General features: G+C 71.5%; 9 protein-coding genes. 4 read left to right on the top strand and 5 right to left on the bottom strand.

Going from position 1 to position 14,257, the window contains the following annotated elements; genetic code table 11:
- Positions 1-220 precede the first annotated feature (220 nt).
- Complete coding sequence (locus tag ACIPJI_RS13450; protein WP_402246222.1) at positions 221-1,714, top strand: hypothetical protein; 1,494 nt, start codon at positions 221-223, stop codon at positions 1,712-1,714.
- A gap of 146 nt (positions 1,715-1,860) precedes the next feature.
- Here the strand turns inward: ACIPJI_RS13450 and ACIPJI_RS13455 are convergent, their stop codons facing one another.
- Positions 1,861-3,300 carry a SpoIIE family protein phosphatase gene (locus ACIPJI_RS13455; RefSeq protein ID WP_356621815.1) on the bottom strand — a complete coding sequence of 480 codons (1,440 nt, stop codon included), beginning with the start codon at positions 3,298-3,300 and terminating at the stop codon, positions 1,861-1,863.
- Between the two features lie 278 nt (positions 3,301-3,578).
- On the opposite strand from ACIPJI_RS13455, the gene ligA reads away from it, so the two are divergent.
- The gene (gene ligA / locus ACIPJI_RS13460) at positions 3,579-5,720 is read left to right on the top strand and encodes an NAD-dependent DNA ligase LigA (protein ID WP_402246225.1); all 2,142 of its coding nucleotides are present in this window, start codon (positions 3,579-3,581) and stop codon (positions 5,718-5,720) included.
- A gap of 46 nt (positions 5,721-5,766) precedes the next feature.
- Here the strand turns inward: ligA and ACIPJI_RS13465 are convergent, their stop codons facing one another.
- Positions 5,767-6,360, bottom strand: a complete 594-nt coding sequence (locus ACIPJI_RS13465) for a GNAT family N-acetyltransferase (RefSeq protein ID WP_402246227.1) — start codon at positions 6,358-6,360, stop codon at positions 5,767-5,769.
- Complete coding sequence (locus ACIPJI_RS13470; protein ID WP_402246229.1) at positions 6,350-8,401, bottom strand: penicillin acylase family protein; 2,052 nt, start codon at positions 8,399-8,401, stop codon at positions 6,350-6,352. Before ACIPJI_RS13470 ends, ACIPJI_RS13465 begins: the two co-directional genes overlap by 11 nt.
- Before the next feature lie 129 nt (positions 8,402-8,530).
- On the opposite strand from ACIPJI_RS13470, the gene ACIPJI_RS13475 reads away from it, so the two are divergent.
- Positions 8,531-9,046 (top strand): GNAT family N-acetyltransferase, encoded by a 516-nt coding sequence (locus ACIPJI_RS13475; protein WP_402246230.1) that lies wholly within the window; start codon positions 8,531-8,533, stop codon positions 9,044-9,046.
- 245 nt (positions 9,047-9,291) lie between these two features.
- Entirely contained in the window at positions 9,292-10,374 is a 1,083-nt protein-coding gene (locus ACIPJI_RS13480) for a class I SAM-dependent methyltransferase (RefSeq protein ID WP_402246232.1), read from the top strand.
- 72 nt (positions 10,375-10,446) lie between these two features.
- On the opposite strand, the gene ACIPJI_RS13485 is transcribed toward ACIPJI_RS13480, so the two are convergent.
- Complete coding sequence (locus ACIPJI_RS13485; protein ID WP_402246234.1) at positions 10,447-11,094, bottom strand: hypothetical protein; 648 nt, start codon at positions 11,092-11,094, stop codon at positions 10,447-10,449.
- A 436-nt stretch (positions 11,095-11,530) separates the two neighbouring features.
- Entirely contained in the window at positions 11,531-14,191 is a 2,661-nt protein-coding gene (locus ACIPJI_RS13490; RefSeq protein ID WP_402246235.1) for a SpoIIE family protein phosphatase, read from the bottom strand.
- Positions 14,192-14,257 lie beyond the last annotated feature (66 nt).

Consider the following 14,257-nt stretch of genomic DNA (forward strand, 5'->3'; position numbering starts at 1 on the left):
CCTTCGTGTGCCGACAGTTGCGTGCGCGCCCCGCCCCATATGCCAGGAGCAACACCCTGGGGAATGTGCCCCGGCAGACGGGGCGAGGTGGCGCTTTCCTACCTGACACCGCATCGCGGGTGGCACACCATCTGGCGAACCCTGGCGAACCCTGGCGAATAGTCGCCTGCCCCATGACAGCGCGTTACTGTCAACTCAGCCGAGAACCTGGGGGCTTGACGTGAGCAGAGAACCCAACACCCGCCTGTGCGACCTGTTCGGCCTGGCCGGCTGGTCGAAGGGCGAGCTGGCAAGGCTGGTGAACCGGCAGGCGGCGGCCATGGGCCATCCGCAGCTGGCGACCGACACCTCGCGGGTCCGGCGTTGGATCGACCTGGGGGAGACCCCGCGCGATCCCGTGCCCAAGGTGCTGGCAGCTCTGTTCACCGAGCGACTCGGTCGTGTCGTGACCATCGAGGACCTCGGGTTCGCACGGAGCGGGCGAGCGGGTAAGCGGCGGGACGTCAAGGGAACAGAGAACCCTGACGGTCTGCCCTGGGCGCCCGACCGTACGGCGGCGGTCCTCACCGAATTCACGGGAATGGACCTCATGCTCAACCGACGCGGCCTGGTGGGCGCGGGCGCGGCGCTTGCCGCGGGCTCAGCACTCAGCAGCGCCATGCACGACTGGCTCAAGACCGATCCGGCGATCTCCCAGGACGCCGCACGCACCTCCGATGTCCTGCACGCCGACCCCGCCGGGTACGACCGTTACGAGGCCGCCCCCATCGGGTCGCAGGAGATCGAGGCGCTCGAGCGTTCCGTAGAGGTGTTCCGCGCGTGGGACGCCGCCCGTGGCGGCGGCCTTCAGCGCAAGGCAGTGGTGGGACAGCTCAACGAGGTCGGCGGCATGCTCGCCTACCGCCACCCCGACCATCTGCAGCGCCGCCTGTGGGGCGTCGCGGCCAACCTCGCGGTACTGGCGGGCTGGATGTCCCACGACGTCGGCCTCGAACCCACCGCCCAGAAGTACTTCGTCATCGCGGCCCACGCGGCCCGCGAGGGCGGTGACCGGCCACGCGCCGGAGAGGCCCTGTCCAGGGCGGCGCGCCAGATGGTCCATCTGGGCCGTCCGGACGACGCGCTCGACCTGATGAAGCTCGCCAAGTCGGGCTCGGGAGAGCAGACGCTGCCCCGCACCCGCGCGATGCTGCACACCATCGAGGCGTGGGCGCAGGCGTCCATGGGCCAGGGGCAGGCCATGCGCCGCACCCTGGGCGAGGCGGAGGAGCTGTTCGTCTCCGACAAGGGCGATGTGCCGCCGCCGAGTTGGATGCAGATGTTCGACGAGGCCGATCTGCACGGCATGCAGGCGCTTGCGTACCGCACGCTGGCCGACCACGACCCGTCGGCCGCGGCCGTCGCGCAGAGCCACGCGAAGCAGGCTCTGCAACTGCGCGAGGGCGGCCGGCAGCGCTCGAAGATCTTCGACTACATCTCGCTGGCTTCCGCGTGCTTCATCGCCGACGACCCCGAGCAGGCGGACCGTTACGCGAGGCTGGCGCTGGTGTCGATGGGGGAGACCTCCTCGCACCGGACATGGGACCGGCTCCGGGAGATGTACCGGCTGACCGGCCAGTACGCCGGCTACGCGAAGATCGAGGACCTTCGCGAGGAGATCGAGATCGCGATGCCGGGCAGCGTGTCGGCGAAGCCGAAGCCCAAGGGGATCTAGTACCGGCAAGGGGATCTGGTACCGGAGCGAGGCCCAAGGGAAGCCGACGCCTGGCGAGGATCGCCAGGAGCCGGCGTCAGCGGCGGACTTCCGTCCCTGTGGTGGCCGGCCGCTCGGGCCGTCGACCGGCCCGTGCAGCGGTGCGGTCAGGCGGTGACCCTCGCCACCATCACGCAGGCGTCCCCTTCTCGTTCCTGCTCACCGAGCTCCTCCACGACCGCGCGGACGCATTCCTGGGCGTTCGTGGCCCGGGCGAACCGCGCTGCCAGTGCCGTCAGCCGGTCCGCACCGAGCTCGGTCGCCGTGCCCGTGCGGGTCAGCGCGTCGGTGTGCAGCACCAGCACATCGCCCGGCCGGAGGGTCACTTCGGCCTGCTCGTACACCGCTCCGCTCGTCGCGCCGAGCAGCACGCCGTCCGGTGCCGTCAAGGCCTCACCCGTCCCTGTCCCCTCGCGGAACAGCAGGGGGGACGGGTGGCCGGCCTGCGCCCACGAGAGCGTCCTGGTCCCCGGGGTGTAGGTGCAGCACACGGCGCTGCCCAGGGTGGGCTGCGAGGACGTGTCGAGCAGTTGGTTGAGGTGCGTCATGAGCGGTCCTGGCCGGATGCCCGCCACCGCCATGCCGCGCAGCCCGCCCAGCAGCATCGCCATGGCGGAGGTGGTGCCCACTCCGTGACCCGTCAGGTCGCCCACGCTCAACAGGGTGCTGCCGTCGGGGAGTCGGAGGGTGTCGTACCAGTCGCGGCCGATGGGCGCGCCGACCGGGGAGGGGAGGTGGTGGGCCGCGACGTCCAGGGCGCCCGGGCCGTCCTGCGGGGTCCGGAGCGGGCCGCTGCGCGCGGGAAGCACCGCTTCCTGCATCTCGGCCGCGAGCCGGCGCTCGGTCTGCTCCATGTGCCGCTGCCGCTGCACCCAGTCGCGGGTCTCGCGCACGGCCCGCTGGCTGCGGCGCAGTTCGCTGACATCCCGCAGCACGGCCCACATCGAGGCGGTGGAGCCGTCGGCGTCGAGGACCGGCTCACCCATCATGTGCACCGTGCGAACCCGGCCGTCGGGACGCACCAGACGGAACTCGCCGTCGATGGGGCGCCCGTCCACCAGACAGTCCGTCACCATCGCCGTCAGCATGGGCTGGTCCTCGGCAAAGACGACCGAGGGCATTTCGTCCAGCGACATCGGGCCGTTGCGAGGGTCGCGTCCAAGGATCCGGTACAGCTCTTCGGACCAGCTCACCTCGTCGGTGAGGAGATTCCACTCGGCGCTGCCGACCCGGCTCAGCAGCGAGCCGCCGGCGGCCGCGCTGTCCGCCTCGTACTCGGTGAGATCGTCCGCGAAGGAGTCAGCGGCCTCGGGGGGCAACCCTTGCTTCAGCTGGTCCAAGTGGGCGCCGAGATCGTCGAGGTGATGGAGCGCCAGGTCACACAGGGCGCGCTGCCAGCGCCCGCGCGGATCGTCCTCCGTCACGGCACCGTCCGGGCGAACGGCGTCGACGTCTCCGCGAAGTCTGCGCGTCCTGCTGATCAGCGCGTCTACGGTTCCACGCTCGGGCGGCTCGGCGGGACGGTCCGCGAACACATGGGACGGCATGTCGTACTCCGATACAGGCGCGGCCACGGCCAGGGTCTGGAACAGGGACCGAATACGAGGGTTGCACAGCGAGGAGGCGGCCGTAAGCCATTTGGCAACACTCGATCCGGTGGTGCCTTTGTCATATGCCATAGGCGTCCGGGTCCGGGCACGGTGTCCGCCCGGCGGCCGGCGCGTCGCCGTGACCGGCAGCGTGGAAACCCCGGAGCAGGCAGACCGGCGGGCGGCCGGCGACCTGGCGCCGGGGGGTTGTCAGTGGTGGGCGGCAGGATAGCGCCATGACGACTTCACCTGCCGTTTCCGTCGCGCCTGCCATCGTTCTCGCCGACGCCGCCGCCTACGCCGCGGCGGTCGAGACCGCGACCCGTGCCTCCGCCGCATACTACGAGACCGGCGAGAGCACCCTCGACGACGACGCGTACGACCGGCTGGTGCGCGGGATCGCCGCATACGAGCAGGAACATCCTGACGAGACGTCACCCGCCTCCCCGACCGGGAAGGTCGCGGGCGGGGCGGTGATGGCCGGCGACGTCCCCCACACCGTTCCCATGCTGTCCCTGGACAACGTCTTCTCCGCGCAGCAACTCGTCGCCTGGACCGCTTCCGTGGAGAGACGCACGGGCCGCCCCGTCGAGGAGTGGAGCGTCGAACCGAAGCTTGACGGCCTCGCCGTCGCCGCACGCTACGAACGGGGACATCTGACCAGGCTGATCACCCGTGGGGACGGCACCGCGGGCGAGGACGTGTCGCACGCGATCGGCACGATCGTCGGCCTGCCGCGCACGCTCGCCGAGCCCGTCACGCTCGAGATACGCGGTGAAGTCCTCATGACGGAGGAACAGTTCGAACAGGCGAACACCGTCCGCGTCGAGCACGGCGGTGCCCCGTTCGCCAATCCCCGCAACGGCGCGGCGGGCACCCTGCGGGCCAAGGACCGCGCGTACACGGTGGAGATGACCTTCTTCGGGTACGGGGCACTGGCGCTGCCCACGTCCGGCGCGGAGCTCACCGGCCGGCTCGGCGAATGGGCGCACAGCCGCATCATGCGCTACGTCGCGGGCCTCGGCGTGCACACCGCCGACAGCACCCCCGTCGCCCCCCGCGTCCTGACCACGACCGAGGCGATCCAGGCCCGCATCGACGAGATCGCCGCCGCACGCCCCGACCTGCCGTTCGGGATAGACGGGATCGTCATCAAGGCGGACAGCGCGGCGGACCAGGCCGCGGCCGGCTGTGGCTCCCGGGCGCCCCGCTGGGCCGTCGCGTACAAGCTGCCCGCCGTGGAGAAGGTCACCACCCTGCTCGGCGTCGAGTGGAACGTGGGCCGCACCGGGATCATCGCCCCGCGCGCCGTGCTCGAGCCGGTGGAGATCGACGGCTCCACCGTCACCTACGCGACACTTCACAACCCCGCCGACATCACCCGCCGCGATCTGCGCACCGGCGACAAGGTGATGGTCTACAAGGCCGGGGACATCATCCCGCGCGTCGAGGCGCCGGTGGCCCATCTGCGGACCGGCGCGGAGCAGCCCGTCGTCTTCCCCGAGGTCTGCCCCCAGTGCGGCTCGGACATCGACACCTCCGAGCAGCGCTGGCGCTGTGTGCGCGGCCGCGACTGCCACGTCGTCGCCTCCGTCTCCTACGCGGCCGGGCGCGACCAGCTCGACATCGAAGGGCTCGGCGTCACCCGTGTCGTCCAGTTCGTCGACGCCGGACTGGTCCGCGACCTGGCCGACCTGTTCACTCTCACCCGGGAGCAGCTGCTCGCTCTGGAGCGCATGGGAGAGACGAGCACCGACAACCTGCTCGCCGCCATCGACACGGCGAGGACCCGGCCGCTCTCAAGGGTGTTCTGTGCCCTCGGCGTTCGGGGCACCGGCCGTTCCATGTCCCGCAGGATCGCCCGGCACTTCGCGGCCATGGAGCACATACGCGCCGCCGACGCCGAGGCCCTGCAGCAGGTCGACGGCATCGGCGTGGAGAAGGCGAGGACGGTCGTGGCCGAACTCGAGGAGCTGGCCCCGCTGATCGACCGGCTCGTGGCCGCGGGCGTCAACATGACCGAACCGGGTGCGACGCCGCCCGCCGCGAGGGCGGGGGAGGGGACCGGCGTCGAAGAGCACGCGGAGGACACCGGGGCGGGGACCGCTGCCGGCGCAGGCCCGCTCTCCGGCATGACCGTCGTCGTCACCGGGGCGATGACCGGCGCCCTGGAGAAGCTGAGCCGCAACCAGATGAACGAGCTCATCGAGCGCGCCGGTGGTAAGTCCTCCTCCAGTGTGTCCAAGCGGACCTCGCTCCTCGTCGCCGGGGAGAACGCCGGATCCAAGAGGGACAAGGCCGAGCAGCTCGGCACCCGGATCGCCACGCCGGACGAGTTCGCCGCGATCGTCGCCGATTTCCTCGACATGGCGGCCTGAGGCGGAGCGGCGGCCGGGTCCCCAAGGAGCGGCCGCCGCTCGTACCTCACCGGGCCGCGAGGCCCCGTTCGAAGGACTCACGCTCGAGGAAGGCCAGCCGGGCCCGCTTCTCCGGCTTGTCGATCTCCGGCCCGAGCACGAACCCGGACCGGACCATCCGACCGATGGCCTTCTCGTTGCGCGCGTCCGGTTCGACCACGAGCCGCAGATGGGCCGGGTCGCTGAACGCATAGGCCATGAGGGCCCCGATGAGCACGCCCGTGAAACCGGGGCGTGTGCCCTCCCGCGGAGGCGCGATCAGCAGATGCAGGCCGAAGTCCCCGGGCCGCACGTCGTAGCACTCGCCCACCGGGTCGGCGTCCGGGTCGTACGTCTGGAACAGCGCGACCGGCTCCTCGTCCAGCACGGCGAGGAGCGCGTGGTGCGTGGTGAGGGAGTCGACGAACTCGTAGGTCTCCCGCACCTGTTCACAGCTCTGCCCCAGCATGCCCCAGAACCGCGCGCGTTCCTCGCTGACCCATCCGTGGATCAGCGGGGCGTCGGCGGCGGGCTCCACCGGCACGAGCCGCACCGTCCCGAACCCGTCGGCGGGGTGCTCGTACACGGCCGCTCGGCGGTGCGCGGTGGTCTCAGTGGTCATCTCTCTCCTCGGTAAGGCTGTCCCAGTCGGTGATCACGGGGACGAGTTCGCCGGCCAGCCACAGCGGCAGCTGGTCGCGCCGGTGGACGTGCCCGGGCACTCCGGAAGCGCCGAACGGAACCACCCACAGGCTGTTCTCGCGCTGCGCCAGGTCCCACACGTAGCGGGCGGCCGGGCCCCGGGCGCTGCGGTCGGTGATGCCGGGCACGCTCGCCGTCGACAGCACGCAGTCGTGGTCGCCCGACACCGCGGGCCACTCCTCGGGCGCCGACGCGGGCAGCGCCTGCCAGGGGGCGAGCCGGTGCGTGTCCCCCCAGACGCCGGACCGCGCGCCCGCCGCCACCTCCTCCACGGCCTCCCGCACCGCCGCTTCCGCGTCGAGACCGGGAAGCGCACCGGGGGACAGCAGCCGCTCGAGCGCGAACGCGACGCGGGGCACCAGGGCCAGCCAGGGAAGGAACACCTCGGGAAGGCGGGGGAGTTCGGCCAGGCCGGCCAGCGCGGGGCTCGCCGACAGCTTGAGCACCACCGCGGAGCGCAGCGCCGCGTACACCGCCGCGTCGGTGCTGCCGGCGTCCATACGGCGGTCCCAGCGGGCCAGCCGGTCGCGCAGCGCGGCGGCTTTTGGACCGAGCCCCTCCAGCCGGGCGAGCAGGTCCAGCAGCGGGGCGGCGGACGCCAGGTGAGTGTCCATGTGGATGCGCGGCATGTCCCCGGCGGACCAGGACGCTGCCTCGCCCAGCAACTGCCGGATGCGGTCGGCTCGGTGAGGGGGCGCGAATTCGATCCCGAGCGGAGCGGCCAGGCCCCGGGCGTTCGCCATCACGGCGAAGCCGTCGACATCCGCGCGGGGGGTGGGCTCGTACGCGTCCTGCCAGGCGTACCGGGACTGCCACGCGGGCACCACGCGCAGCCGGTTGGCCCGGTCGCGCCGCGGTACCCGGCCGGCCACGCGGTGCAGCAGTCCGCCGCCGGTGTCGGCTGCCTGGACGACGTTGACCGGCTCCACCCACTGCTCGACGGCACGGTCCACGTCGTCGACGGTCCGTGCCCGCAGCAGCGCCGGCAGCGCGCCGAAGCCGATGCCCGCTCCCGCGCGTACGGGGCAGCGCAGGCTGACGGCCTCCGAACCGTCGTCGGTCGTGATGATCACCGGCCCGCGCTCCGTCTCGATCACCTCGATCTCGACGGGATCGCCGCCCGCCACCGCGATCGACTCGGTGTGCCTGTGCGCGGGCCGCCAGCCGTCGGGGCCGAGCGCCTCGACGGCGTCCCCGTGTCTTCGGAGCCGCTCGCGGTAGAGGTCCTGGTAGTCGGCCATGGCGTTGGTGATGGCCCAGGCGACGGTGCCGGTGTGGCCGAAGTGGGCGATGCCGGGGACGCCGGGCACGGCGAGTCCGACCACGTCGAACTCGGGGCAGGCCAGCCGGATCTGCTGGTAGATGCCCGGGTCCTCGATGAACCGGTGCGGGTCACCGGCGATGAGCGCGGCGCCCGTGGCGGTGCGGTCGCCCCCGACGAGCCACCCGTTGCTCCCCGAGGTGCCCGGCCCGTCGGTCGCGAAGAGCTCGACCGACTCGTCGCCGAGCGCCCTGGCGACCTCCTCGCGCCACAGCTTGGTGGGGAATCCGGCGAACAGGATGTGGGTCGCCAGCCAGATGCCGAGCGGTGTCCACGGCTGCCAGCGGCCGGGGGAGAGGGACACCTCCGCGAAGCGGGGGTCGCGTGCGGCACCGGCCTCCAGGCCGTCGTTGACGCCGTCCACGTAGCGGCCGATCCATGCGGCCGTCTCCTCGTCGAGCGCTTCGAAGCACCGCTGTGCGGTGTCGTCCAGGCGCGACATGCGGGCGAACCTGTCCCAGGCGAGGGCTTCCTCGCCGAGGAACGCGGCGGAGGTGCCCTGCGACCGGTGCCGGTCGACCTCGATCTGCCAGGCCCGGTCGACGGCGGCGTTGCGGCCCTGGGCGAAGGCGAGGTCGTGCGCGTCCCCTGCCCGCAGATGCGGGATTCCCCACGGGTCCCGGTAGATCGTCGTACTCACACTGATTCCCCTTTAGGTTAGGCTGGCCTAACTTAATCTACGGTCCTTTGCGACACAATCCGGCCATGGCGGGAAGGGGTCGAGACCGGGGCGAGTGACGGCCGCCGACGGGCCCGTCATACTCGTTCCATGACGTCGCCCCTGACATCAGCCGGCGCCGGCCGGTCCCGGCGCAAGGGTCCCGCGGCCCCCGGGATCCGCCGGGCGACCGCACGGGACGCGAAGCGCCTCACCCGTCTGGTCCGCGGCTCCGGTGCCTACCAGGGCCACTACGCTTCGATGGTCGCCGGCTACCGGGTGGGGCCGGACTACATCGAGACCCACGATGTCTTCGCCGCCACCGGCGAGGACGACAGGATTCTCGGCTTCTACGCCCTCGTGCTGTCGCCGCCCGGGTCGGACCTCATGCCGGAACTGGACCTCATGTTCGTGGCCGACGACGCCCAAGGGCTGGGCATCGGCCGACTGCTCGTCGAGCACATGCGCGGACGCGCCCGCGCCGCAGGTCTCGACGCCGTCCGTGTCGTGGCGCATCCGCCCGCCGAGGGCTTCTATCTGAGCGTCGGCGCCCGGAGGACCGGCACCGTGCCCGCTCGCCCGCCGGCCGTCATGTGGGACCGCCCTGAACTGCTGCTCCCGGTCTAGCCGTCGGCTGAGCGCCGCCACGGTGCCCGCCCGGCACGAAGGCCGCTCGCGGGCGTCGGTGGATCGTGCCCGGCATCCGCCCAAGCCCCGGTAGATGTGCGGTGGTTGGAACTGCCCCGGTCCGGTCGCCAGCTCCATGATCTTGGCCGTCGGCGATTGCCGATCTCGTGTCGGATTGCGGCGTAATGTGAAATATGCGGGCCCAGGTCGGCGGCCCGCCCCGCAGCCCGGCGGAAGGAGCGGCCATGTCGGATCTCGATACGCGGCGCACGTCCCCCGACCTCGCCAAGCAGGAGGCGTTCGCCGGAGAAGCGGTGGACGTACTGAACAAGGGCGCGCTCGCGCTCCTCATCAGCGTCGGCCACCAGACCGGCCTGTTCGACACCCTCGCCGGTCTGCCACCGTCGACCAGTGACGAGATCGCCAAGTCGGCGGGGCTCGACCAGCGTTATGTGCGGGAGTGGCTGGGCGGCATGGTCGTCGGCGGCATCGTCGAATACGACCCCGAGCACGAGACGTACGTGCTGCCGCCCGAGCACGCCGCCTCGCTGACCACCGCGGCCGGACCGGACAACCTGGCCGGCATGATGCAGTACATCGCGCTGATGGGCGAGGTCGAGCAGCAGGTCGTGCGCTGCTTCCGCGACGGCGGGGGAGTGCCGTACTCGGCATATCCGCGCTTCCAGGCCCTCCAGGCCGAGGAGACGGCCAGGGTCTACGACCAGGCGCTCGTCGACACCATCGTCCCCCTCGTGCCCGACCTCCCCGAGCGGCTGCGCGCCGGGATCGACGCCCTCGACGTGGGCACTGGACAGGGCCACGCACCCGTCGTGCTGGCGAAGGCCTTCCCCCGCAGCCGCTTCCACGGTCTCGACCAGTCGGAGACAGGCGTGGAGGCCGGCCGTGCGGAAGCGGCCCGGCTCGGGCTCGGCAACGTGCGCTACACGATCGGCGATTCGGCGGAGGTCGGCGGTGAGTACGACCTGATCACAGCGTTCGACGTCATCCATGACCTCGCCAGGCCGGACGCCACGCTCGCGGCGATCGCCGGCTCGCTGAAGGAGGGCGGCACGTTCCTCATGGGGGACATCGCCGCGTCCAGCAGGCTCGAGAAGAACGTGGGTCACCCCTTCGGGCCTGCTCTCTTCGGCTTCTCGGTCTTCTACTGCATGACGACGTCGCTCAGCACCGGCGGAGCCGGCCTCGGCACCGTCTGGGGGCAGGAGACAGCCGTCCGGATGCTCAAGGAGGCGGGCTTCACGCGCGTCGACGTCCGGACCGTCGAAGGCGACCCGCTCAACGTCTACTACGTGGCGCGCAAGGATTGACGCAGGGCCTGCGCCCGGTGCGCGCCGCCGCGCGCACCGGGACATCGGGGGCCGGCCTGGAACGCCGGCGGTTCAGGAGGCGGGAGGCGGCGCCGGCTGCCCCATGTGCAGCCGGACCGTGTTCCCGTCACCCGGGATGATCATGTTGATCAGCGGAGTGGCGAGCAGGCAGTGCTCGAACTTCGGGATGGTGTACGAGCCGGACAGCGTGCCGCCCTTGAGCGCGTTGAATCCCGGTTCCGACGTCAGATCGAGCACCGCGGGAACTTCCGTGCGGCACGAGCTCCCCACGGGGGTCGGAATGCCCGCGACCCGGAGGTCCTTGAGCCGCAGGGTGAGTTTCGTGGTGCTCTTGACGGCACCCGTCTTCAGGTCGATCGTGCCGGTGGTCGGCTCGGTCTCTATGAACTCGGTCGTGACACTCACGGGAATCGCGCCGATCATCTTGAACGAGCCAGGCGCGGGCGGGAGAACGGTGTCGGCGAGAAGTGTCCCCGCCTTGAGGTCGGCGGTGACCTTCAGGACTCCTGGCCCCAGCGCCAGGTCGGAGCCGGTGCCCTCGAGGTGCGTGCTGCCGGTCAGCGGATAGTCGAGACGGATCGGCACAGCATGGGCGGGCCCCGAGGTGGCGACGGCCAGTCCCAGCCCCGCGGTGAGGGCGACGGCCCCACGAAGTGCGGCTCTTCGCCCTCGGGACGGCGCGAGTTTCGGACGCTTCATCACGGCTCCAGGATTCGGCGCTGCGGGCAAAGGCGCGCAGACGCGGGGAATGAGGAAACTGGAATGGTGCGGCGATCGGTGCGGTGCCTGTTGCGGCGATCGGTGCGGTCTTCGATGTGTGTACTCGGGCGCCGGGGGAGCGCACGGAACTCAATCGGAGAAAGTGCGTGGGAGACATGTCCGCGGCTTGTTCGCGGGAATTCCGGCCGAAATCCCGCCCGGCCCCGGACCGTTGCGCGAGAGAGACGTTACGGACGGGTAACCCGGGAGGCAAGGGCGGCATTTCAAAAATCCCGGCCCCGGCCGCCGGCAGCCCGTTTCTTGTCGTCCACTCAGCAGCCGGCCCCCCGATTCTTGTCCGCGGGTGAGCGTCCGGCGCCCCGCACCGCCGGTGCCCCGCCCGTCGCACGTCACATGCCGGACCGCCACCGGCCTGTCAGAAGCCCGATCCGCCGGGAAGCTGCCCGCCGGGCAGCGGCTGTTCCGTCCAGATGACCTTGCCGTCGGCCGTGTACCGCGTGCCCCAGCGTTCCGCGAACTGCGCGACCAGGAACAGGCCCCGGCCCCCCTCGTCCGTGATGGCCGCCTGCCGCAGGTGCGGCGACGTACTGCTGCGGTCGGACACCTCGCAGATCAGCGCGCGGTCCCGGATGAGCCGCACCTGGATCGGCCCGGCGGCGTAACGGATGGCGTTGGTGACGAGCTCGCTCAGGATCAGCTCGGTGGTGAAGGATTCCTCCTCCAGACCCCACTCCGCCAGCCGCTCGGCCACCGCCGCCCGCACCCTGGCCACCGCCGCCGGGTCCGACGGCACCTCCCACTCCGCGACCTGGTCGGACGCCAGGACCCGCGTGCGCCCTACGAGCAGGGCGATGTCGTCCCGCGGACGCTCCGGCACCAGCGCGCCCAGCACCGTCTCGCAGGTCTCCTCCGGCCCCTGGCCGGGGTGCTCGGCCAGCGTGCGGCGCAGCAGCTCGAGGCCCTCGTCGATCTCCCGTTCCCGGTCCTCGACGAGCCCGTCCGTGTAGAGGACCAGTCGGCTGTCCTTCGGCAGCCGCAGTTCCAGCGTCTCGAACGGCAGACCGCCCAGCCCCAGCGGCGGCCCGCCGGGGACGTCCGCGAACTCGGCCGTGCCGTCCGGGTGGACCACGACCGGCTGAAGGTGCCCGGCCCGCGCCATGCTGCAGGTGCCCGACACCGCGTCGTAGATCGCGTAGATGCACGTGGCGCCGGTGACCCCGGCGTCCGCGCCGTCGTCGGACTCGTCCTGGTCGATGCGGGCCACCAGCTCGTCCAGATGGAACATCAGCTCGTCGGGCGGCAGGTCGAGGCTGGAGAAGTTGTGGACGGCGGTACGCAGCCGCCCCATGGTCGCTGCGGCGTGAAGGCCGTGGCCGACGACGTCGCCGACGACGAGGGCGACCCGCGCCCCCGGAAGCGGAATGATGTCGAACCAGTCACCGCCGACACCGCCGAGCCCGCCCAGCCCGGCCTGCGCGGGACGGTAGCGGTAAGCCACGTCCAGGGCGCTCTGCTCCGGCAGCACACGGGGGAGCAGGCTGCGCTGGAGCGTGACCGCCATCGTGTGCTCCCGCGTATAGCGACGGGCGTTGTCGACGCTGACGGCGGCACGCGCCACGAGCTCCTCCGCCAGAGACAGGTCCTCCTCCTCGAACGGCTGCGGGTTGCTCCCGCGCCAGAACATGGCCACGCCAAGGATCACGCCCCGCGCCCTGAGCGGAACCGCGATCATCGAGTGGAGTCCGCGCTCCAGAAGCATGCGCGCCCGATCCGGGTCCTGTTCCTGCCACCCGGTGAGACGGGTCAGGTCCGCCTGAAGGACCGCCTCGCCCTTCCGCAGCCCGGTCCCCATCGGCGTGGTCGGCACGAACCGGATCACATGCCCCAGCGGATAGAGCGCCGTGTCCCCGGAACCGCTGAAAGCCGTGCGCCGCATGTCCGTGTCCGGGCCGGTGGCGGTCGGCTCCTCACCGCGCAGCACGGCCTCCACCAGGTCCACGGTGGCGAAGTCGGCGAACCGCGACGCGGCGAACTCGGCGAGCTCCTCGCACGTGCGGACGACGTCGAGCGTGGTGCCGATCTCGGTGCCCGCGTCGTAGAGCAGCTTGAGCCGCCCTCTGGCCACATCGGCGCGCCCGGTCAGGGTCTGGAGCTCCGTGGTGTCCCGCAGGGTCGCGACGCTGCCGGGCGGCCCGCCGTGCTGGTCCGTCGAGCGCTGGCTGACGGCCACGAGCCGGTCCCCGACCGGAATGACCTCGTCGGTCACGATCTTCCCGGACGACAGCAGACGGGCGGCGAGCGGATCGAGCCCCAGCTCGGTGACCGCGGACCCGTCCAGGTCCATGGGCAGTCCGAGCAACCGGCGCGCCTCGTCGTTGGCGAGCAGCAGCCGGCCGTCGCCGCCCACGATGATCACTCCCTCGCGCACGGCGTGCAGCACCGCGTCGTGATGCTCGTACATCCGGGTCATCTCGGCGGGCCCGAGCCCGTGCGTCTGGCGGCGCAGACGCCTGCTCACCAGGGCCGTGCCGCCCGTGGTCAGCAGCAGCACGCCGCCCGCGGCACCGAACAGCAGGGGGAACTGCTCCTCGACGACGCCGCTCACCCGTTCGATGGTGATGCCGGCGGAGACCATGCCGACGACCTTTCCATCCCGTCCGAAGACGGGGACGACGGCTTGCACGAGCGGGCCGATGGTGCCGGTGATCTTCTCGGTGAAGACCTCGCCGCTCCGGGCATGGCTCAGATCGCCGACGAACTTCTTCCCGATGCGGTCCTGCAACGGGTGCGTGTAGCGGATGCCCTCGGTGTTCAGCACGACGATGAAGTCGACGCCGGAACGCTCGCGTGCCGCCTCGGCCTTGGGCTGGAGCACCGCGGTGGGATCGGGGCTCTCCAGTGCCTCTTCCATCCCAGGGGAGTTGGCGAACGTCTCCGCGACGGCGACCGACCGGTTGCGGGCCTCACGCTCACTGCCCGCGCGGGACTGGAACACGAGCGCGGCCATGGCCGCGGCGACCAGCAGCACCACGATCGCCACCTGCAGGAGGAAGACCTGACCTGCGACAGTTCGCATCCGCAGAACCGAGCGCGGGCGGCCGGAGCGTGGTGCGGCCATAAGTCTTTCTACACCTCCGCCGTG

The organism is Streptomyces sp. NPDC086835 (assembly GCF_044745705.1).
In the GTDB taxonomy this organism is placed as follows: domain Bacteria; phylum Actinomycetota; class Actinomycetes; order Streptomycetales; family Streptomycetaceae; genus Streptomyces.

Bases quoted from the DNA above. Each gene is read 5' to 3' on its own strand.
- ACIPJI_RS13455 (WP_356621815.1), bottom strand. From the start codon at position 3,300: ATGCCGTCCCATGTGTTCGCGGACCGTCCCGCCGAGCCGCCCGAGCGT.
- ACIPJI_RS13490 (WP_402246235.1), bottom strand. From the start codon at position 14,191: ATGCGAACTGTCGCAGGTCAGGTCTTCCTCCTGCAGGTGGCGATCGTG.
- ACIPJI_RS13475 (WP_402246230.1), top strand. From the start codon at position 8,531: ATGACGTCGCCCCTGACATCAGCCGGCGCCGGCCGGTCCCGGCGCAAG.
- ACIPJI_RS13480 (WP_402246232.1), top strand. From the start codon at position 9,292: ATGTCGGATCTCGATACGCGGCGCACGTCCCCCGACCTCGCCAAGCAG.
- ligA (WP_402246225.1), top strand. From the start codon at position 3,579: ATGACGACTTCACCTGCCGTTTCCGTCGCGCCTGCCATCGTTCTCGCC.
- ACIPJI_RS13485 (WP_402246234.1), bottom strand. From the start codon at position 11,094: ATGAAGCGTCCGAAACTCGCGCCGTCCCGAGGGCGAAGAGCCGCACTT.
- ACIPJI_RS13465 (WP_402246227.1), bottom strand. From the start codon at position 6,360: ATGACCACTGAGACCACCGCGCACCGCCGAGCGGCCGTGTACGAGCAC.